We start from the raw sequence: 18,824 nt of genomic DNA, 5'->3' as shown, positions 1-18,824 counted from the left end.
CTCTCTTGAGAGCTCGGGTGCACCGGTGGTGTGCCCTTTTACTCAAATGGACATGAATGGAGAACTAGCGGAACCTGGATACCTTATAGGCGGCATTGTGCCGCTCTTTCATCCTCGTGGAGGATGATAAGGCAGCTCGGTTCCGTTATTTGGCGTGGAGGGAACGGTGCGAGGCTGGCGGCTGGGGACCGGGGGCATGCGGGAGCAACTGTGAAAAGACGGAAGCCGGTGCGGATCGGGCGGCCCTGATTGCGCTGTGCGCGCAAAAAAATCGTCCTGCGTTTTGCGGCAGGACGATCTTCCAAGCGCTCATTTATCTTTTCCCCGGGTCGTACAGCTCGCCGAGAGCGGACGGGGGATAGGCGCGTCCGACCGCGCCGGCGAGCACGAGAATCGTCAGCACGTACGGCAGCATGTACAGAAACTCCATCGGGATGTTCTTGGCAAAGTCGAACAGCTGCACGAAGTTTTTGACTGCTTGCGCGAGACCGAAGAAGATGGTGGCCCCCAATACGCCGAGCGGATGCCATTTGCCGAAGATCAGTGCGGCCAGGGCGATGAAGCCTTGACCGGAAATCGTGTTGTGCGAGAAGTTGCTGGTCGTCGTCAAGGTGATGGTCGCGCCGCCGAGACCGGCCAGCAGGCCGCTGAGCAGCACGCCGATATACCGCATTTTGGCAACGCTGACGCCAAGCGTATCCGCCGCGCCGGGATGCTCGCCGACGGAGCGCAGGCGCAAGCCGAAAGGCGTTTTAAACAGCGTGTACCAGATGACAATCACGAGAATCAGCGCAATGTAGGTGGTCGGGTAGGCATTGAACAGCGCGGGGCCGATCACCGGAATGGACGCCAGCCCCGGAATGGCGACTTTGTGGAAGACGGCATTTAACGTTTCCGTCTGCCCGGCCCCTTCGAACAGCACTTTGACCAAGTAAATCGTCATGCCTGCCGACAAAAAGTTAATGACGACGCCGCTGACCACCTGATTCGCCTTGAACGTAATCGAAGCGACCGCATGGATCGCGGAGACGAGCATGGCGAACAAGGCGGCCGCAAGCAGGCCGATCCAAGGCGCCGCGCCGATCATCCCTGCCTGTTCGGCATAGTACACACTTACGGCGGAGGCGAACGCCCCGCATACCATAAGACCTTCCAGCCCGATGTTGACGACCCCCGATCGCTCGGAGAAAATGCCGCCGAGTGCGGTGAAGATTAAGGCTGTCGAGAAAACGAGAGTCGTCTGGAGCAATTCGCCGATTATTCGCAACGTATCCATGACGTCAAGTCACCTCCCCGCGGGCTTTACGCCTAGCTGTAATCGGACGCAGCACGAAGCGAACGATACCGTGCGAAGCGACGAAGAAAATGACGAGACCGATAATAACCCGGATAATTTCCGGGGGCACGTCGGCGCCGAAGCTCATGCCCGCCGATCCGTACGTTAACGAGCCGAATAAAGTGGCCGCCAGCACGACGCCGAGCGGATGGTTGCCGCCGAGCAAGGCGACGGCGACGCCGTCGAAGCCGTAGCCCGAAGAGCCGGCCGCGATCGTCTGGTAGTGGAATACGCCAAGCACTTCGAACACGCCTGCAAGACCTGCGAACACGCCGCCGACGAACATCGCTTTCACCACGTTACGGTTGACGCTCATCCCGGCATATTCGGCCGCGCTAGGACTGTGCCCGACGGCGCGAAGCTCGTAGCCTTGGCGCGTTTTCCACAGCAGCACGTAGAAGATAACCGCACCGATGATCGCAATCAGCGTGCCCCAGTGCAGACGTGCGTTACCGAAAGCCTCGCTCAGGGCCGGAAGGCTGATCATGGCCGACTCGTGAATTTTGTAGGAGCGCTGTTGGCCGGGCTGAAGCAGGAATTCTCTGACGATATAGTTGGACAAGAACAGCGCGATCCAGTTCAGCATGATGGTCGTGATGACCTCATTCACGCCGCGTTTCGCCTTCAAATAACCGGCGATCGCTCCCCACAAGCCCGCGAGCACGGCCCCCACGATAATGGCAAGCGGCGCATGAATCCAGAACGGAAGCTGCAGCTTGATGCCGATAAAGGTGGCGCCCGTCATGCCGATGATGTACTGGCCTTCGGCGCCGATGTTGAACAAGCCTGTGCGGAACGCGAAGGCGACCGACAGCCCCGTCAAGATCAGAGGCGTAATTTCACGAATCGTTTCGCCGATGCTGTATGGATCGCCGACGACCTTCTCAACCAAGGACGCGTAAGCCAAGAGCGGGTTGTAACCGCCGATCAGCATGATGATCGCACCGACGAGAAGGCCGAGCACGATGGCCGCGAGCGGAACAAGCGCCGAGTCTTTAATAAATAGGCGGGACCACTTAGACATGCGTGTCACCTCCGGATTCTGGCTCGCTGCCGGTTTTGCCGGTTTGGCCGGAGCCTGCCATCATCAGCCCGAGCTCGCGGTCGCTTGTGCGGGCAGGATCGGCTTCCCCGATAATTTTCCCGCCGCAGATGACGACGATCCGGTCGGACAATTGCAAAATTTCATCGAGCTCATGGGATAACAGCAGCACCGCTTTCCCTTTATCCCGCTGCTCGATCAGGCGTTTATGAATAAACTCGATGGCGCCGACATCGAGGCCGCGGGTTGGCTGGGCGGCGATCAGCAACTCGGGGTTTTGGTCGATTTCGCGAGCGATAATTGCCTTTTGCTGGTTGCCGCCGGACAAGGAACGGGCCTCGCTATCGAGCCCGGACATGCGTACGTCGAATTCCTCCGTGAGCCGTTTCGCCTGCTTCTCGATAGCCGCGTAGTCCAGGAAGCCGTTCTTGTTGTAGGCGGACGTATAGTACGTTTTCAGCACCATATTTTCGCTCATTGTAAAATCAAGCACGAGTCCGTGCTTATGACGGTCTTCCGGAATGTGTCCGAGGCCGCTTTCGGAGATGGTCCTCGGCGGTCGGTTCGTAATGTCCCGCCCGGCCAGCGAGATGCGGCCGCTGTCGATGCGGCGCAGCCCGGCGACGGCTTCAACCAGCTCGCTCTGCCCGTTGCCGTCGACGCCGGCAATGCCGAGGATTTCTCCGCTGCGCACGGCCAGCGACACCTCATCCAATACGCGGGCGCCGCTGGCCGCATGGGCGACGATCTTATCTACGATCAGCACCGGCTGACCCGGACTCGCGGGCTTCTTATCCCGCTTGAACGAGACTTGCCGACCGACCATCTTGGCGGCCAGCTCATCCGGATTCGTCTCGCTGACGTTAAGCGAATCGATGACTTTCCCCCTGCGAATGACCATGACCCGGTCGGCGATGGCCATAATTTCTTTCAGCTTATGCGTAATCAAAATAATCGACTTGCCTTCGGCGACGAGCTTGCGCATAATTTCGATCAATTCCTGAATTTCCTGCGGGGTCAGCACCGCCGTCGGCTCGTCAAAGATCAGAATGTCGGCGCCGCGATACAGCGTCTTCAAAATTTCCACACGCTGCTGCATACCGACCGAGATGTCTTGAATTTTGGCTTTAGGGTCTACGCGAAGTCCGTAACGGTCGGACAGCTCGGCCACCTGCTGTTCCGCCTTCCGGTAATGGATGGACAACCGCTGCTTCGGCTCCAGACCGAGAATGATATTCTCCGTCACGGTAAACGGTTGCACGAGCTTAAAGTGCTGATGAACCATACCGAGCCCGAGACGGATTGCCGTCTTCGGGCCCTGGATAGCGGTCGGTTTGCCGCCAATGAGGATTTCGCCCTCATCCGGCTGGTATAAACCGAACAAAATATTCATCAGCGTAGATTTGCCCGCGCCGTTCTCACCGAGAAGGGCGAGAATCTCGCCCTCCTTCAGCGTCAGGTTGATGCCGTCATTGGCAACAAGTCCCGGAAACCGTTTCGTGATGCCGCGCATCTCTACTTTGGTCGCTCCGCTGCTCATTTATCCGGAACCTGAATATCGCCTTTGACGATTTTGTCTTTGTACTCGTCTACTTTCTTCAGCACATCTTCAGGGACGTTCTTTTTGGACGTTTCCGGGAGGCCCACACCGTTGTCCTTCAGACCGAGTACGATCGTTTTGCCGCCTTCGAATTTTCCGTTAATCAGGTCATTGGAGATATTATAAACCGCCGTATCGACCCGTTTCATCATGGACGTCAACGTCACATCGTCGCCGAACGTAAGCGATTGGTCTTTATCTACGCCGATTACCCACACCTTTTTACCGTTCTTCACACGGTCTTTCGCCTCGTTGAACACGCCGTCGCCGGTTGCCCCGGCCGCATGGAAGACGATGTCCGCGCCGTCGTTGTAAATGGTAGAGGCAGCCGCCTTACCCAGGTCGGGCTTGTCGAATGCGCCTGTGTAGTTGATCGTTACTTTAGCGTTCGGATTTACCGCTTTAACGCCGGCTACAAACCCGGCCTCGAAACGTTTAATGACGGGAATGTCCATCCCGCCGACAAAGCCGATTTTGTTCGACTTCGTCATCAAGCCTGCCACAACGCCTGTCAAATAAGAGCCTTCATGCTCGGCGAACGTAACGGAAACGACATTAGGCGCTTCAACTACGTTATCAATGATAGCCAGCTTTGCTTCCGGGTTTTGCTGAGCAACGGTTTTCAGCGAATCGCCGATAATAAAACCGATCCCCCAAGTCAGGTTATAGTTGTTTTTCACCAGTTGGTTCAGGTTCGGCACAAATTCAGAGTCGTTTTTACTTTGCAAATATTTAACGTTGACTCCCGTTTCTTTGTTCAGCTTCTGAAGAGCTTCCCATGCGCTTTGGTTAAACGAGTTGTCGTTTACGCCGCCAACGTCGGTCACCATCCCGATGTTCAGCTTGGATCCGGGTTTCTCCGCGCCCGCTGTCGTTCCTCCGGTCGTGGTTCCTCCGGTTTCGGTTTGTGCAGGATTTTTACTGCCGCAGCCTGTCATGGCAAGGACAAACGTCAACAAGACGATCAAACTAAGTGAAAGCCGCTTCTTCATTCTGATAGACCCCTCCTTCAAATGGTGGACCTTGCCTTTCCATAAGGCTAGTATAACCATCCCGGCTTTCCTTATCACAAATAATGCCAGCTTCCCTTTAACGGTTTGCGGCCCGTATTCGGCGGGGAAGATGTTTTGTAACGGCAGCCGGTTCCGGTGCGGTCGGTAACGCAAGCAGGTTGGCGTCATTTACTAAAAAAACCCAGGAAAACCGGACTTGCTCTTATCGGTTTCCTGAGTTCGTGTAGCGTGATGATGCTGATCTGACTGCGTTCCTTGCGGAAATTCTAACACAAAAACTGACCATGGGCAATATAAAATCTGTAATTTTTACCCAAATTTGATCAGTTATCGCCTGCATTGGAAAACAGACTGACCAGGGGTAAACCCTTTCGACAGTCCGCCATTGTTGCGGTTGCCGATCTTACTTTATATAGGCGTCCAGCATCCACACATGCTTCTCCAATGTCGTACGAATGCCGATCAGCATATCGTGCGTACCGTCATCCTTCTGCTTCTCGGCGACCTCCATCGCTTGTCCGATCTCATCGATCAGCTGCTTGAAGTCGTCGCGTACGCTCTTCACCATCTCATCCGCCGATTTCAGAGGCGCGTGTTCTTTCACTGTCGCCGCTGCGGAGATTTCCTTGGTCGTGGATACCGGAGATCCCTGCAGAGCAAGAATGCGTTCCGCCAGTTCGTCCATCGTCTGGCCGGCTTCATTATAGAGTTCTTCGAATTTGGCATGCAAATCGAAAAAGTGAGGTCCTTTCACGAACCAATGATGTTGATGCAGCTTTATGTGTAAGACGGCCCAATTCGCAACCTGTTGATTCAGTAAAGCCAGCAGGTCGTTACCCGTTGTCCCTGTGGTTTCCTTAACGGTTTCCTTTTCCATTACTTTAGCCATTGTCTATTACCTCCCGAATCCTTGTTATTTAGGGTTGGACAGCCCGCGCGGTTTGAGGCTCACCCGAACTGTCCGGGAATAACAGGTCGTCGCTTGTCCGCCTGCTTGTCTTTCCTTACCCATAGGATAGCCGATTGAAACAAATTTGATCCTGATCCAATTGTGCGTTTCAAGCTTGTCCCGAGCGGTTAAAAAATACCCAATCGAACCATGAATATGGAGGGATGCAGGATGATTATTGAAATTAGTGTGGCCGTCGTGGCCATCGCATTCGCGGCTTTAGTCGTTTTTCTTATTCAAACGCTGCGCTCGGTGTCGGACCTGCTCGGACAGACGAACATGGTTATTCGTGAATTGCAGGAGCAAATGAACGGCATCAGCACGGAAGCGGTGGAGCTGTTGCGGCACACGAACGAAGTATCGGTGGACGTTCGCAACAAGCTGCACTCGATCGATTCGGTCGTGGATTCGGTCAAAAATATCGGCGACGCCGTCCAGGAAGTTACTTCTTCGGTCAAGCAAGCGTCCACCGCGGTGGCGGGAACGATTCGGAACAGCGTACCGAAAGATCCGAAGACGGCAGGGGAAACGGCTCAACATGTGCTGCAGACGGTGCCGATGGTGATCGAGCTGTGGCAGAAGTGGCGCGAAAGGAAGAAAGCGGAATCCGCCCGACCTGACGAAACAATCGGACAGCCGTCTCCGCCGCGGTCCCCAACCGATAAAGTTTGTGGAGTCGGTGTTTCAAAAGGAAGGTTTCCGGTTAATTAGTTTCTAGCAGCCGATACGGCTTGCTTGCAGAAGTTTCAAGACAAGCAGCGGCCAAGGAGGATTTTCATATGGATAAACCGAACAGCTTTCTAGTCCAAACGAAAAAAACGGAACTGGAGAACATTGTATATCTTCAAGGCGAACTCGATCTGTCCAAGGTGTCGGAACTGCGCTGCGTGCTGGATCCGCTTGTAGCGGACACCGGGCGTGGCCTCGTCTTGAACTTAAGGCAGCTTCAATATATTGACAGCACGGGGATCGGTGTGATTGTATCGGTATTAAAAGCAAGGGACGTCTTGAAGGCTTCTTTTACAGTACAAGAGATTCCGCTGAAAATCAGGAGACTCTTCGATCTGACGGGCATTACTTCGTTTCTGCAACCGAAGTCGCCGGCAGATTCGTCTGAGGCCCGCATCATTAACGGATAAGAAAGGATCGAAGAGAGCTTATGAATTCCGAAACTCACGCCGTGTGTCTAACTGTCCCTGCCGAGCCGGAGTACATCGACTTGGTCCGTCTGACGCTTTACGGCATCAGCTCCAAGCTCGGTTTCTCGTATGAAGAAATTGAAGATATGAAAGTGGCGGTCGCCGAGGCTTGCAATAATGCGGTGGTGCACGCCTACGAACCGGGTCGGCCCGGGAAGATGAACGTGCGCTTCGAGCGGCTGAACGACGGGCTGCGCATTACGGTGAAGGATGAAGGACCGAGCTTCGATTACGAGGCGAAAGCGCAGCGCGCCGAATCGCTGCATGAGAAGACGCTCCATGAAATCAATGTCGGCGGGCTCGGTATATATTTGATGCAGGCGCTCATGGACGATGTTGAGGTGCGTACAGGCGCAGGCACGGAAGTGACTTTGACCAAACGCCTCATCCGAAGCGAGGAAATGGTATGAAAATCAATTCGGAACGAACGGTGCCCGGAACCACGGATGAAGCTCCTTCCATCGCGAATGAGGCATTAATCGTTCGATATCAGGAGACGGGCTGTAATGAAACGGCAACGGTGCTGCTGCGTCAGTACGAGCCGATGGTGAAGATGGCTGCGGGTAAAATGTCGCGTAACCGTCCGGACCTGTTCGAGGACTTGTACCAAGTCGGGCAAATGTCGGTGCTTCGGTTGTTGAAGCAATTCGACTTGACGCTTGGCGTGCAGTTCGAAGCTTATATGATGAAAAGCGTGATCGGGCATATGAAAAATTACTTGCGCGATAAATCCTGGTATGTTCAGGTGCCCAGGCGGATTAAGGAAAAGGGGAATCAAATCCAGCAGGTGGTCGATCAGCTGACCGTTCGTTTGGAACGTTCCCCGAACGTGGAGGAGATCGCCGAAGCGATGGACTTGTCCGTCGAGGCGACGATCGAGATTTTGGCGGGACGCGATTATTACCATTACGTTTCGCTGGATACGCCGCTGTCATCGGACGATAACGGATCGACGATCGGCGATGTGATCGGCTGTCCCAGCGATGCGTATCAGAGGGTGGAGAATCGGCTTACGCTGCAGGATGCGCTTGTACATTTGAAGCCGGAAGAGCAGAAGGTGCTTCATCTCGCTTATACCGAAGGGCAGTCGCAGCGGCGAATCGCCGAACAGCTCGGCGTCTCGCAAATGAGTGTGTCGCGTATACAAAAGCGTGCGCTCGATAAGTTGAAGGCTTACTTTCAAGAAACCGGCGGCAATCGCGACGTCGGATCGTAAACGCGTCCCGGGTGGGGCGCGTTTTTGCGTGAAGCGGGAGAAGGGGCATGTTTCAGCGCGGCAAAGAGCGGGTAATGATAGACAAGCACCCAAACTTACGAGAAGGCGGTGGTTCTCATGGCAGTTAAACATCGTATAAAGTGTGACGGCAGTGAAGTCATGGTCCGGGAAGAGGAAGGTTCGTACATTTTGTCGATTCAGGCTTCCAGCAACCCGCTTGGCTTCGGCAGCCTATTGGAAGCGTTCCCGAATCAGGATGAAGCCGTTCGTGCGGCGGAGAAGTTCTGCATGCTGCTGGCGGTGGCCAAGGAGCGCGGCTACTACTTGGAGAACGGTTATTTCGTCAAGCCGGAGAAGGAGCGCATTCCCGTAAACGTATGCTTGCAGCAGGATGAGCTGACCGAGGAGAGCTGGATCATCCGGTTGGAGCAGGTATAGAGCGGACAAAGCGCAGACGGCATGCGCAGCGCGGAAGGCCGTGCATAAGCAGGTGACGCCGGGGACAAGCTGTTCCCGGCTTTTTGGTGTTCCGCTAATCTTCTAATCCTCTAATCTTCAATGAGTTAATGGCCGCTCGTCTTCCGACGGAGGAAGATCACACCGCTTTTGGTCAGGGAATGGTGATGGCGCTGCCCGCCGTCGATCCTGAGCGAGCTATCGTTGAACCCGAGTCGTAAAGATGCCCTTGCGTACATGGTGCAGTATGTATCCCTACGTCGCTCTTTCTTAGTCGTCGTGCGCAGTATGGGGAAGAGAGCCTTAAAGAAGCGCTCAGGCTAGAGGTAAAGCAGTATGTGACCCTGGAGCCGGAATGGATACCTTTGCTTTCAGAAACCCGGAGTTGGTGAGGTGCGATCAACGTGAATATCAGGCATATGAATATGTGTACCTTGTGGATGGACGGGTAACATAAAACCAGCCTAAACCGCAACAACGGTTTGGGCTGGATGGGGGCCCCGCAGGGCTTGGATTAATGCGACGATTTGTCGGCCAGTCGATGCGCCGTAGAGGAGGCGCCGTCGACTAGGCGCTGCGACGAATCGCCTGCGGAATCCATCGTTCGATGAGTGAAGTCGGACGCTTGTCCGAGCTTCTTCTCCGCTGCGGATGAGGCGCGGTCAACGGCCGTATGGGCGGCGCTTTCCGCGCGATCGGTCGCAGCGCGGGCTTTATCTGTCATGTCGTCGGTAACCGTGTGCGCTTTGTCCGCAAGCATGCCGCTTTGCTCTTTCACGAGCTGAGCCGTTTCCACAGCTTTCGCTTTACACGTTCCCACCAGGTCTGCGCCTTTAGCCTGAAGCGTCTGCAAACGATCCTTCAGATCGCCGCGCAGCTCGCGTCCGGATTTCGGCGCCGTTAACAACGCAATCGCTGCGCCGGCCAGACCGGCCATTACCGTTCCTATCAGCATGCCGCTTCGTCTTGTCTCCGTGTTCACCGTACTCATATCTCCTCACTCCTTCTCTTTGTCATCCACACGATCTCCGGTGTGAATCAATCCTACAGGTTACGGGGCTACAGGGTTTGTACAACCGTTACGCCGTGTGTTTGCCGAAGCCTCTTGCAAGCAGCCCGAGCAAGAACACGAACAATGCAGAGCCGATGATGGCAGGCAAAACGGCGAATCCGCCGATAACCGGCCCCCACGAACCGAGCAGCAGGGCACCGAGCCAAGCGCCTACGAATCCGGCGATCATCGAACCAAGCATACCTCCCGGCATCGCGCCCGGCGCAATCGCCGACCCGATAGATCCAATGACAACAGCCATGATTAACGTTATCAGCAAGCTTAACATGTTCATCACGCTCCCTTTGAGGTTGATTACTTGCATGTCTACTTTTACCCGGGTGGCGGGAGGGTGAAACAAAAAGCGGCTGTATTCGGCGTCCGTTCGACAGCTGCTGCAGGTATTTTCGACCGCAATCGGCGCCGGGCGTTTATGATTTTTCAGCGAAAAAGGGAACCTTTCCATCCCTGCATCGTCCAATTGGATGAGAGGTGAACCCGGGTGGCCTTTGAGTATTTGAAATCGCTCGCAGGAGGTATGGATAAGAACGAAATCTTATCCGAGCTGATGCTCACCTATGGCGAGGATGTATGGAACTACGCGTTCTTTCTGACGCGTCAGCCGATGACGGCGGACGACATTACGCAGGATGTATTTATGAAAGTATATGAGCGGCTTTACTCGTTTCGCGGTGAAGCGAGCATCAAGACGTGGCTGCTGGCGATTACGCGCAATACGGTGCGCGATCAGTGGCGCTCGGCGTGGTTTCGGCGCGTTGTGCCGTTCGGCGTGCTGAAGCGGGATGAAACCGTCGCCTCGGCCGAATCGCAAGCGTTAAGCGCTCTCGTGGAGGAGGACGTGTGGAAGCTTGTGCTGGAGCTGCCGACGAAGCTGCGCGAGGTGCTGCTGCTGCATGCGCATCATCAGCTGTCGTATGTCGAAATCGCGGAGCTGCTGGGCATTTCCGTCGGGACGATGAAGTCGCGACTGTCGCGGGCAAGAGCGAAAATATCACAGCAATTGGAAACCGAAGGGAGGGATACCCTGTGACAAAAAACGAGCGTAACGAACCCGAAGCGTGGGAACAGCAGTTAAGACGGCTGCCGTTGTCTCAGGGCGGGTTTTCGAAGGAACTGGCCGAACGGGTGCAGGCGCGGGTACGGATGGTGCCGCCGGTTAGAGGGCGGAGCCGCAAATGGCTATGGTTGCCTGCTGCCGCCTTGCTGGGAGCGGTTGTATTCGGTGTGACCGAAGCCGATCGGCTGAAATCGGCGTTCACTCCGTTGGTGACCCAGCCGAAAGACCCGGCGCTGCAGCCGCTAGACCCGAATACAGCATTGACGTTGAAGGTGGCTTATTTCAGCGAAGAGGCGTTTATGTCGCAATACGGGGCTGTTTTTCAGAAGAAGTTTCCGAATGTGAAGGTGGAGATTATTCCGTACGGCGACGTCTCTCCGGTCAGCAGCGTGATGAGGTCGAATCCATCGACATGGCCGGTTGAGGAACTGCCCGATGTGATGGGGGTGAACGGTGCGGAGTTTGCGACCCTTGTGCGTCAAGGCAAGCTGTACGCGCTCGATGAGGTTGTGAAAAAGGACGGATTTCCGCTAAAGACAGCCCATCCGGGCCTGATCGAGGCGCTGCGCAAGCAAGGCGACGGCAAGCTGTACGGCCTTGCCCCGAGCTTCGACCAGCTTGCGGTTTATTACAATAAAGCGCTGTTCGATCGTTATGGAGTGGCCTATCCGGAAGACGGGATGTCTTGGGAGGAGCTGCTCGGCATAGCTGCCGCCATCGGCGAAGGAGGCGGCAGGCGGGAAGGCGTGTACGGTTTGGCGACGGGGAACGGGTCGTGGCCGACCAGTATGATCATGCAGGTGGCGAATGCGGCGGGAATTTCCATCATTGATCCGAAGACCAGGCAGGTGGCGATCGATACGCCGCAGTGGCGGATGGTGTGGGCGACCGTGCTTGAGGCGCTGCGCGAAGGGGCCGTATACGAAGCGCCTCAATCGGCATCCGGCGGCAACCGTGCGGAGACGGGAGGGACCCCGGACCCGTTCCTGACGGGGAAAGCGGCGATGACGCTGCAGCGGTACAGCTATATCCAAACGCTGAAGGCCTCGAAGAATGCCCCGGAATGGGACGTGGCGAGCGAGCCTGTTCATCCGGATCGCCCTTCGGAATCGATGACCTTCTCGCTGGGGGGCATATTCGCGGTCAGCGCCAACTCCCCGAACCGCCGGGCCGCCTGGGAGCTGATCAAGCTGATTCAGCAAGAAGAGCCGAGACGGCTGGAGGTTGATCGTTATCCGGCAAGTCCGGCGATGCCGGTGGCAAGCGTCCCCGGCAAGCATACGGAGGCGTTCCTGAAGGTGCGGCCCTCGGATCTATTATTCGACGGATCGTCATCGCTTGGCCGCACCATCAGCGGGGAGGTGTTCAAGAAGCTGCAAACGAAGTCAGCCGAGGTGCTTCAAGGGCGCAAGACGCTTGAACAGGCGCTGCGCGAGCTGCAGGCTGAGGCGGAGAAGCTGTGGAACCCGGAGGAAAGCGAGAGACCGGGGCTGGTGCCTCTGCCGAAGGGGAATACGGGGCTTGAAAAAAACAGGCAATAGCGCTCTGTAATTCCGCTATCTGAGCCCATACCGCGCCCATGCGGCGCAGTGTGGGCTCAGTCAGCCCCGGCTGCCGCTTCGCGGGAAGCCGGACCGCCGCCGCTCTGCATGCGCTGTTTGAACGTCTTCGGCGAGCACGCGTTGTGGCGCTTGAACAGCTTGTAAAACTGCGCCATGTTCGGAATGCCGACTCGCTCGCCGACCTCGGTGACGCTGAGGTCCTGCGTCAGGAGCAGACGCTCGGCGGTTTTAACGCGCTTGTAGTTCACGTAGTCGATGAACGACAGGCCGATCACCTTTTTGAACAGCTTGATGAAGTAGTGGTAGCTCAAGTGCAGCACGGCACATACGTCCTCCACGGCGATCTTCTCGCTCAGGTGGCGGTCGACATAATCCAGCGCCGGGCGCAAGCGCAGCAGGTCAGCGTCCTGCACGCCGCCCAGCACGCCCCGCTCGTCCGAGCGGATCAACAGCAGCAGCAGCTGCTTGATGGCCGAGCTGACGGCGAGTTCGTATCCGCGCGTGCGCTGCAGCGCCTCCGTATAGATGTTCATAACCAGCGCGTGAGCCTGCGCCCGGGCAGCGGCATTTTCGGCGAAGATGTAGTTCAGTTTACTCAAAGGCTCTGTCAGCTCGGAGAACGAGCTTAAATAAGGCAGCGTGCTCTGGTCAAAATGCTGCGTCAAATCCACCTGAAACACGACATATTTTAATTCCCCGACGGCTGCCTTATGGGTGCGGTGCAATTGCGAGGAACCCAGCACCATCACATCGCCGGGGCCAAGCGCAACATAGTCATGCTTCGTCTGCACGCCGAGCATGCCGTCCACGATCGCCAGAAACTCGACCTCTTTATGATAATGCCACAGACACGGATCGGGAGAGCCGCTCGTACCATCTTCGCTCTTATCGGAGCGGATTTCCCATATTTTCAGAAAAAGCAGCGGATTTTGATACACGACATCCTCGATCATGACATCGGACTGCACCGGCATTAAAGGTTTCACAGCGTAACCGACCTCGCTTCCGAAGAACGCTTTTGCATATATACGACCAGCTTTCATCGTAGTCACTTCCCTAACCAGTATATCACGAATCGATAGAGGAGAGCAGTATTGCATATAGATGAAGCAGGATTAAGCATATCTTTTCCCCGTTTGAATCACTATACTGAGAGTAACACGAACACAAGATGTGGAGGGAATGGGACGATGGGTCAAAAATTACGCGTCACCGTTTGGAACGAATTTCGGCATGAGAAAGAAAGTGAACGTATTCGCTCGGTATATCCGCAAGGCATACATACGGCCATTGGCGAAGGACTCGGCGCCGACGTGGAAGTCGCCTACGCCACGCTCGACGATCCGGAGCACGGTCTGTCCGAGGAGCGACTGAACAGCACCGACGTGCTGATCTGGTGGGGACATAAAGCGCATGACCAGGTGCAGGACGCAATTGTTGACCGCGTGCAGCAACGGGTGCTGCAGGGCATGGGCTTGATCGTGCTGCATTCGGGGCATTTCTCGAAGGTGTTCAAGAGGCTCATGGGAACCGGCTGCGATCTGAAGTGGCGCGAAGCGGACGAGAAGGAACGCATCTGGGTCGTAGCGCCTAACCATCCGATCGTCGAAGGAATCGGCGAATACATCGAGCTCCCGGAAGAAGAAATGTACGGCGAGCACTTCGATATCCCTGCTCCGGACGAGCTTGTCATGGTCAGCTGGTTCGAAGGCGGAGAAGTGTTCCGCAGCGGCTGCACGTTCCATCGGGGCCAAGGAAAGATCTTCTATTTCCGTCCCGGTCATGAAGCGTACCCGACCTATTATAATGAGCAAATTCGCCGGGTTATTCGCAACGCCGCTTATTGGGCAGCTCCGACGACTCGCGAGTATCCGACATACGGCAACCATAAACCGCTTGAGACGATTAAAGCGAAAGGCTAGCGTCTAAACCGCGTGCGGCGTTACGCACGAAGCCTGAGCAGGCGAAATCCGGCTCTGATCTGCAGTTGCAGAGAAGATGCCGGATTTTTTTGTAATAATGCCAAAAAAATGCGCGATTAGCAGGAACTATTTTCAGAACGTCGAACTGCTAAGGGTAGAATCCAACTTCCAGATTTCTGCGTGAAGGAGCGCATGTCGTTCATGCTGACCAGCCTGCTGAGCAATCTTTTTTTTATCTTATTTCCGATTTTTTTGTATGATGTATTCTGGGGGGAGCGGCGCAGACATAAATTGCCCAACCTCAGTTATACGCTGATGGGATTGCTTTCAATCGGATTGTGCATGTTGTTCCCGATCGGGCTGACGGCCGGTCATCAGTTTGATTTGCACCTGATACCGTTTATCATCGCCTCGCTGTATGGAGGGCATCGTATATCGGCTTGGCTTGCCGGATTCATGCTGCTGCTTGATATCTTGCTTATTCACGATCCATCGCCGTATACGCTGCTCATCAATGCAGTTACGGCGCTGCTCATTCAAATCGGCATCATCCGGTTCCGTACTTATTCTCCAAAAATGAAAATTTCCGTCGTCGTTCTGCTCTCCACGTTGTCCGTCATGGTGTCGCTTTACGGATTTTACATGAACACTCCGGAAGAGGTGCACGATCCCCTGACCGGGTACGTACTGCTTGGTTTATCGATTCAGGCTTTGAGCTCGGGCATGATTGCCGGATTTATCGAGGCGATGCGCAAAAATATGCTTATGCGCAATGAGATGATGCAAATTCAGAGGCTTCAAGTGATCGGCGAGCTTGCCGCGAGTGTTTCTCATGAGGTGCGCAATCCGTTGACGGTGTCCCGCGGTTTCTTGCAGCTGCTGCTGGAGCGCCATAAGGACAACGAGCAGGATGCCCGGTATTTGCGGCTTACGCTTGAAGAGATGGATCGTGCACAGCACATCATAACCGACTATCTCGCCTATGCGAAGCCCGAAGCGGAAATGGTCTCCCGGCTGCAGGTCGCCGACGAGCTTGCTTACGTGATCAGCGTGCTGGAGCCCTACGCGCTGCTCGGCAAGGTTGAAATCAAAGTGTCCGGCGTCGGAGAAGGATTCGTGCTGGGCGATAAACATAAGTTCCGCCAATGCCTGATCAATCTGCTCAAGAATGGAATCGAGGCGATGCCGGGTGGCGGAACGCTTGAGGTCAAAGCTGTGTGCGACAGCAAGAAAGCGCGCATCTGCATCATCGATAGCGGAGCCGGGATGTCGACGGAGGAAGTGGAACGGCTGGGCACGCCGTATTATACAACGAAAACCAAGGGAACCGGACTCGGCACGATGGTCGCCTTCAGCGTCGCCAAGGCGATGAACGGCAGAATTGAAGTAAGCAGCACGAAGGGAAAAGGGACGAAGTTTATCATTACGCTTCCGACGTGCTGAGAGTAAGACGTCATATCCTAACAAGAGCTGCCTTCACCTGTTAAGCTTCGGATGCATTCGGGAAATCGACCTTCCCCCGCATCGGAGCTTTTGAAAGGGGAAGGTTTTTTTGTGCACTTTTCTCATTTATGAAGCATCAGAATACAAGAAATGATTTAAATGTTGCATACTATTTAAATATATGTTATACATTAATTATAAATAATACACACGATATCAAGCGCGGGAGGTATACCTCGATGGCAGATCAGGCAGGTTCCATAGGGATAAGCGGGATGGGACGTATCGGCAGGTTGTTGGTGCGGCATGCTTTTGAGTCAGATAAGCGGGGGCTGGGTGTTCGAGCGGTTAATTCGGTGTACCCGGCGGAGACGATCGCGCATTTGTTGAAATACGATACGGTCCACGGCACGTGGAAGGCGGACATCCGCGTCGACGGAGGGGACCTGGTCATTAACGGAGCAAGGATCCGCATCGTGTACGAGCGGGACCCGGTGGCCATTCCGTGGAAGGAGCTTGGCGTCGAGCTGGCTGTCGATGCGACCGGCAAGTTTAATGACCGTGAGGGCGCTTCCAAGCATTTGCAGGCGGGAGCCCGCAAAGTGATCATCACCGCACCGGGCAAAAGAATGGATCTCACCGTCGTCATGGGTGTCAATGACGACCGCTATGTTCCGCAGCAGCATCATTTGATTTCGGCAGCGTCCTGCACAACCAACTGCGTCGCGCCGGTTCTGCATGTCATCGATCAGAGCTTCGGCGTGAAGAGCGCTTGGATGACGACCGTACATGCATTTACCGGCGATCAGAATCATATGGATAATCCGCATAAGGATCTCCGCAGAGCACGAGCGTGCACACAGTCGATCATTCCGACGAGCACCGGCGCAGGGAAGGCGCTGATCGACGTACTGCCGCACTTGGCGCCATATGTAAACGGTATCTCTATACGGGTACCGACGCCGGATGTGTCGCTCGTCGACTTGACCATGCAGTTGAAGCGTCAGGTCGATACGGCGGAGGCCCAGGCTGCGCTGCTTGCCGCTTCGCAAGGGGTGATGGCGCCTTATCTGGGCTACGTTGACGAGCCGCTTGTGTCGGCCGACTATATCGGCTGCGACAAGTCGGCTGTGATCGACGGACCTTCGGTGGCAGCGGCGGGCGATCAGTTGAAGGTGCTGGCTTGGTATGACAACGAGTGGGGCTATGCTAACCGCGTCATGGATTTGGCGCAAACCGTATCGAATTCCATTCCGAGGGAGAGCGATGAAACATGGAAAGAAGCGGTGGTTTGAAGGTAGACGCTGCAGCGAAGGTCAGTGAGGCCGGGCAAGGGCATCTCGGAACGATTCTGTGCAAGCACTGCGGGCAGCTAATCGGCACGCAGGAGACGCGTAAAGTAACTTTCTATTACAGCCAGTGCGACGATCCGTCGTGTTCCGGCAACAGCCGGTCTGCCGAGTCAAGTGGGGCGGGCTTGGGCGAAGACGGCGCTCAACCGCTGCATATGCGCACCTACACCGAGCTCTGCTAATAGCCGAAGGCCTGTGTATCCGCCCCTCTCGGGAATAGAGGACGGGCTACACAGGCTTTTTCGTATCTCTAGGTCAGCCGGAAACTTCTGGTTGGCCTATTTGTATGCTGGCGGGCAAGGGGATCGGCGAAAGCAGCGAATATGCGAAGTGCTTGAGTTCCGTCCATGATTCGGCGATATCACAAAAAGCCGTCCGGGATGTATCCCGAACGGCTCTCTCTGTCTTCACGCAGGTGCCCGCTCTTACCAGGCGCGTGTATACGACTTGGGCGGCTCCAGCTGTACGCCCAGGCGCTTCGCCGCCGTACGCGGCCAGTACGGGTCGCGCAGCAGCGCGCGACCGAGGAATATCAAGTCCGCGCGGCCGCTCTGCAAAATTTCCTCCGCCTGCTCGGCCTCGGTTATCAAGCCGACCGCGCCGGTCGCAATGCCCGCTTCGCGCCGTAGCTGCTCCGAGAACGGCACCTGGTAGCCGGGGTAGACCTTCGGTGGAACCGGCACGAGAGCGCCGGAGCTGACGTCGATCAAATCGACGCCTTGTTCCTTCAACAGGCGTGCGTACTCGACGTAATCAGAAGGCGTCATGCCTTCCGGATGGTAGTCGCTAGCGGAGATGCGCACGAACAACGGACCGTCCCACTCCGCTTGGACCGCCCGGACAACCTCGCTCAAGAATCGGAAGTTGCGGGCGCGATCGCCGCCATAAGCGTCATCGCGCTTGTTCGTCAGCGGCGACAAGAACTCATTGATCAAATACCCGTGCGCAGCATGGATCTCCACCACGTCGAAGCCGGCTTCCTTCGCCCGGCGGGCGGCGGCGCCAAAGGCAGCGATCGTTTCTTCGATCTGCCCGAGCGTCATAGCTTCCGGCGTCCGGCTCTTCTCGTCGAATGCAATCGCCGACGGAGCCACGATCGGACCGTCTACCGTAGCCTTGCGTCCGGCATGAGCGATCTGGATGCCGATATGCGTGCCTTGACCGTGAACGAGCGCCGTGAGCTCCCGCAGCCCGGCAACATGCTCATCGCTCCAGATCCCAAGGTCGTTCGCGGAGATGCGCCCTTGCGCCGTGACGGCTGTCGCTTCCACGATGATCAGACCGACCTGCCCGACGGCGCGCGACGGGTAGTGGATTCGATGCCAGTCGTTCACACGGCCCGACTCATCGGCGCATGCATACATGCACATCGGCGACATGACAATCCGGTTTTTCAGCGTAAGGTTCCTAAGGGGGTAAGAAGTAAAAAGCATGAATACTCCACATCCTTTATTCTTGGTCTCTTAAAAAAGGTTAGTAATTAACTCGATGTCTCAAACTAACCTAATCATAGCATGTTGATGGGGATTCGTGCAAAATGTACCAGTATTCGCGATTACTCCGTTTTCATCCGCGCACGGGAAGGCCTCGCAATAACTCGCTCAC

At 55.7% G+C, this 18,824-nt stretch carries 20 protein-coding genes; 11 read left to right on the top strand and 9 right to left on the bottom strand.

What is annotated here, in order from left to right:
• Positions 1 to 313: 313 nt before the first annotated feature.
• The 5 genes from ACZ439_RS10075 to ACZ439_RS10055 form a co-directional block, all read right to left on the bottom strand.
• Positions 314 to 1,276 carry an ABC transporter permease gene (locus tag ACZ439_RS10075; protein ID WP_054795879.1) on the bottom strand — a complete coding sequence of 321 codons (963 nt, stop codon included), beginning with the start codon at positions 1,274 to 1,276 and terminating at the stop codon, positions 314 to 316.
• Positions 1,277 to 1,280: 4 nt separating this feature from the next.
• Entirely contained in the window at positions 1,281 to 2,360 is a 1,080-nt protein-coding gene (locus ACZ439_RS10070) for an ABC transporter permease (RefSeq protein ID WP_141335974.1), read from the bottom strand.
• Positions 2,353 to 3,918 carry an ABC transporter ATP-binding protein gene (locus tag ACZ439_RS10065; RefSeq protein WP_054795880.1) on the bottom strand — a complete coding sequence of 522 codons (1,566 nt, stop codon included), beginning with the start codon at positions 3,916 to 3,918 and terminating at the stop codon, positions 2,353 to 2,355. The genes ACZ439_RS10070 and ACZ439_RS10065 overlap by 8 nt, the downstream gene beginning before the upstream one ends.
• Positions 3,915 to 4,970 (bottom strand): BMP family lipoprotein, encoded by a 1,056-nt coding sequence (locus ACZ439_RS10060; protein ID WP_127608557.1) that lies wholly within the window; start codon positions 4,968 to 4,970, stop codon positions 3,915 to 3,917. Before ACZ439_RS10060 ends, ACZ439_RS10065 begins: the two co-directional genes overlap by 4 nt.
• Before the next feature lie 424 nt (positions 4,971 to 5,394).
• Positions 5,395 to 5,880, bottom strand: a complete 486-nt coding sequence (locus ACZ439_RS10055; protein WP_372814233.1) for a Dps family protein — start codon at positions 5,878 to 5,880, stop codon at positions 5,395 to 5,397.
• A 231-nt stretch (positions 5,881 to 6,111) separates the two neighbouring features.
• Between ACZ439_RS10055 and ACZ439_RS10050 the strand changes: the two genes are divergently transcribed.
• The 5 genes from ACZ439_RS10050 (at position 6,112) to ACZ439_RS10030 (ending at position 8,793) form a co-directional block, all read left to right on the top strand.
• Positions 6,112 to 6,651: a DUF948 domain-containing protein gene (locus ACZ439_RS10050; protein WP_464620971.1), complete on the top strand. Its 540-nt coding sequence runs from the start codon at positions 6,112 to 6,114 to the stop codon at positions 6,649 to 6,651.
• Positions 6,652 to 6,719: 68 nt separating this feature from the next.
• A complete protein-coding gene (locus ACZ439_RS10045; RefSeq protein WP_127608554.1) occupies positions 6,720 to 7,079 on the top strand; it encodes an STAS domain-containing protein in 360 nt (119 codons plus the stop codon).
• Positions 7,080 to 7,099: 20 nt separating this feature from the next.
• A complete protein-coding gene (rsbW, locus tag ACZ439_RS10040) occupies positions 7,100 to 7,549 on the top strand; it encodes an anti-sigma B factor RsbW (protein WP_054795882.1) in 450 nt (149 codons plus the stop codon).
• The gene (locus ACZ439_RS10035) at positions 7,546 to 8,355 is read left to right on the top strand and encodes a sigma-70 family RNA polymerase sigma factor (RefSeq protein WP_054798853.1); all 810 of its coding nucleotides are present in this window, start codon (positions 7,546 to 7,548) and stop codon (positions 8,353 to 8,355) included. Before rsbW ends, ACZ439_RS10035 begins: the two co-directional genes overlap by 4 nt.
• 117 nt (positions 8,356 to 8,472) lie before the next feature.
• Complete coding sequence (locus ACZ439_RS10030) at positions 8,473 to 8,793, top strand: hypothetical protein (protein ID WP_054795883.1); 321 nt, start codon at positions 8,473 to 8,475, stop codon at positions 8,791 to 8,793.
• A gap of 532 nt (positions 8,794 to 9,325) precedes the next feature.
• On the opposite strand, the gene ACZ439_RS10025 is transcribed toward ACZ439_RS10030, so the two are convergent.
• Both ACZ439_RS10025 and ACZ439_RS10020 read right to left on the bottom strand, forming a co-directional pair.
• On the bottom strand, positions 9,326 to 9,802 hold the full coding sequence (locus ACZ439_RS10025) for a YtxH domain-containing protein (RefSeq protein WP_054795884.1): 477 nt from the start codon (positions 9,800 to 9,802) through the stop codon (positions 9,326 to 9,328).
• A gap of 88 nt (positions 9,803 to 9,890) precedes the next feature.
• Complete coding sequence (locus ACZ439_RS10020; RefSeq protein ID WP_141335996.1) at positions 9,891 to 10,151, bottom strand: GlsB/YeaQ/YmgE family stress response membrane protein; 261 nt, start codon at positions 10,149 to 10,151, stop codon at positions 9,891 to 9,893.
• Between the two features lie 213 nt (positions 10,152 to 10,364).
• Between ACZ439_RS10020 and ACZ439_RS10015 the strand changes: the two genes are divergently transcribed.
• Positions 10,365 to 10,913, top strand: coding sequence for an RNA polymerase sigma factor (locus ACZ439_RS10015; protein ID WP_127608549.1), 549 nt, complete (start codon positions 10,365 to 10,367; stop codon positions 10,911 to 10,913).
• Positions 10,910 to 12,481, top strand: coding sequence for an extracellular solute-binding protein (locus ACZ439_RS10010; RefSeq protein ID WP_464620970.1), 1,572 nt, complete (start codon positions 10,910 to 10,912; stop codon positions 12,479 to 12,481). The genes ACZ439_RS10015 and ACZ439_RS10010 overlap by 4 nt, the downstream gene beginning before the upstream one ends.
• 56 nt (positions 12,482 to 12,537) lie before the next feature.
• On the opposite strand, the gene ACZ439_RS10005 is transcribed toward ACZ439_RS10010, so the two are convergent.
• Positions 12,538 to 13,476 carry a helix-turn-helix domain-containing protein gene (locus tag ACZ439_RS10005; protein WP_054795941.1) on the bottom strand — a complete coding sequence of 313 codons (939 nt, stop codon included), beginning with the start codon at positions 13,474 to 13,476 and terminating at the stop codon, positions 12,538 to 12,540.
• 216 nt (positions 13,477 to 13,692) lie between these two features.
• Between ACZ439_RS10005 and ACZ439_RS10000 the strand changes: the two genes are divergently transcribed.
• The 4 genes from ACZ439_RS10000 (at position 13,693) to ACZ439_RS09985 (ending at position 17,401) form a co-directional block, all read left to right on the top strand.
• Positions 13,693 to 14,424 carry a ThuA domain-containing protein gene (locus ACZ439_RS10000; protein WP_054795887.1) on the top strand — a complete coding sequence of 244 codons (732 nt, stop codon included), beginning with the start codon at positions 13,693 to 13,695 and terminating at the stop codon, positions 14,422 to 14,424.
• Positions 14,425 to 14,625: 201 nt separating this feature from the next.
• The gene (locus ACZ439_RS09995) at positions 14,626 to 15,867 is read left to right on the top strand and encodes a sensor histidine kinase (protein ID WP_196426982.1); all 1,242 of its coding nucleotides are present in this window, start codon (positions 14,626 to 14,628) and stop codon (positions 15,865 to 15,867) included.
• 239 nt (positions 15,868 to 16,106) lie between these two features.
• Positions 16,107 to 17,162, top strand: coding sequence for a type I glyceraldehyde-3-phosphate dehydrogenase (gap, locus tag ACZ439_RS09990; RefSeq protein ID WP_127608546.1), 1,056 nt, complete (start codon positions 16,107 to 16,109; stop codon positions 17,160 to 17,162).
• On the top strand, positions 17,141 to 17,401 hold the full coding sequence (locus tag ACZ439_RS09985; RefSeq protein WP_054795891.1) for a GapA-binding peptide SR1P: 261 nt from the start codon (positions 17,141 to 17,143) through the stop codon (positions 17,399 to 17,401). Before gap ends, ACZ439_RS09985 begins: the two co-directional genes overlap by 22 nt.
• A 243-nt stretch (positions 17,402 to 17,644) precedes the next feature.
• On the opposite strand, the gene namA is transcribed toward ACZ439_RS09985, so the two are convergent.
• On the bottom strand, positions 17,645 to 18,652 hold the full coding sequence (gene namA, locus ACZ439_RS09980; RefSeq protein WP_054795892.1) for an NADPH dehydrogenase NamA: 1,008 nt from the start codon (positions 18,650 to 18,652) through the stop codon (positions 17,645 to 17,647).
• Positions 18,653 to 18,824 lie beyond the last annotated feature (172 nt).

The organism is Paenibacillus sp. JCM 9796 (assembly GCF_055379675.1).
Note: the sequence above shows the minus strand (reverse complement) of the source record. Positions and strands in the feature narration are given on the sequence as shown.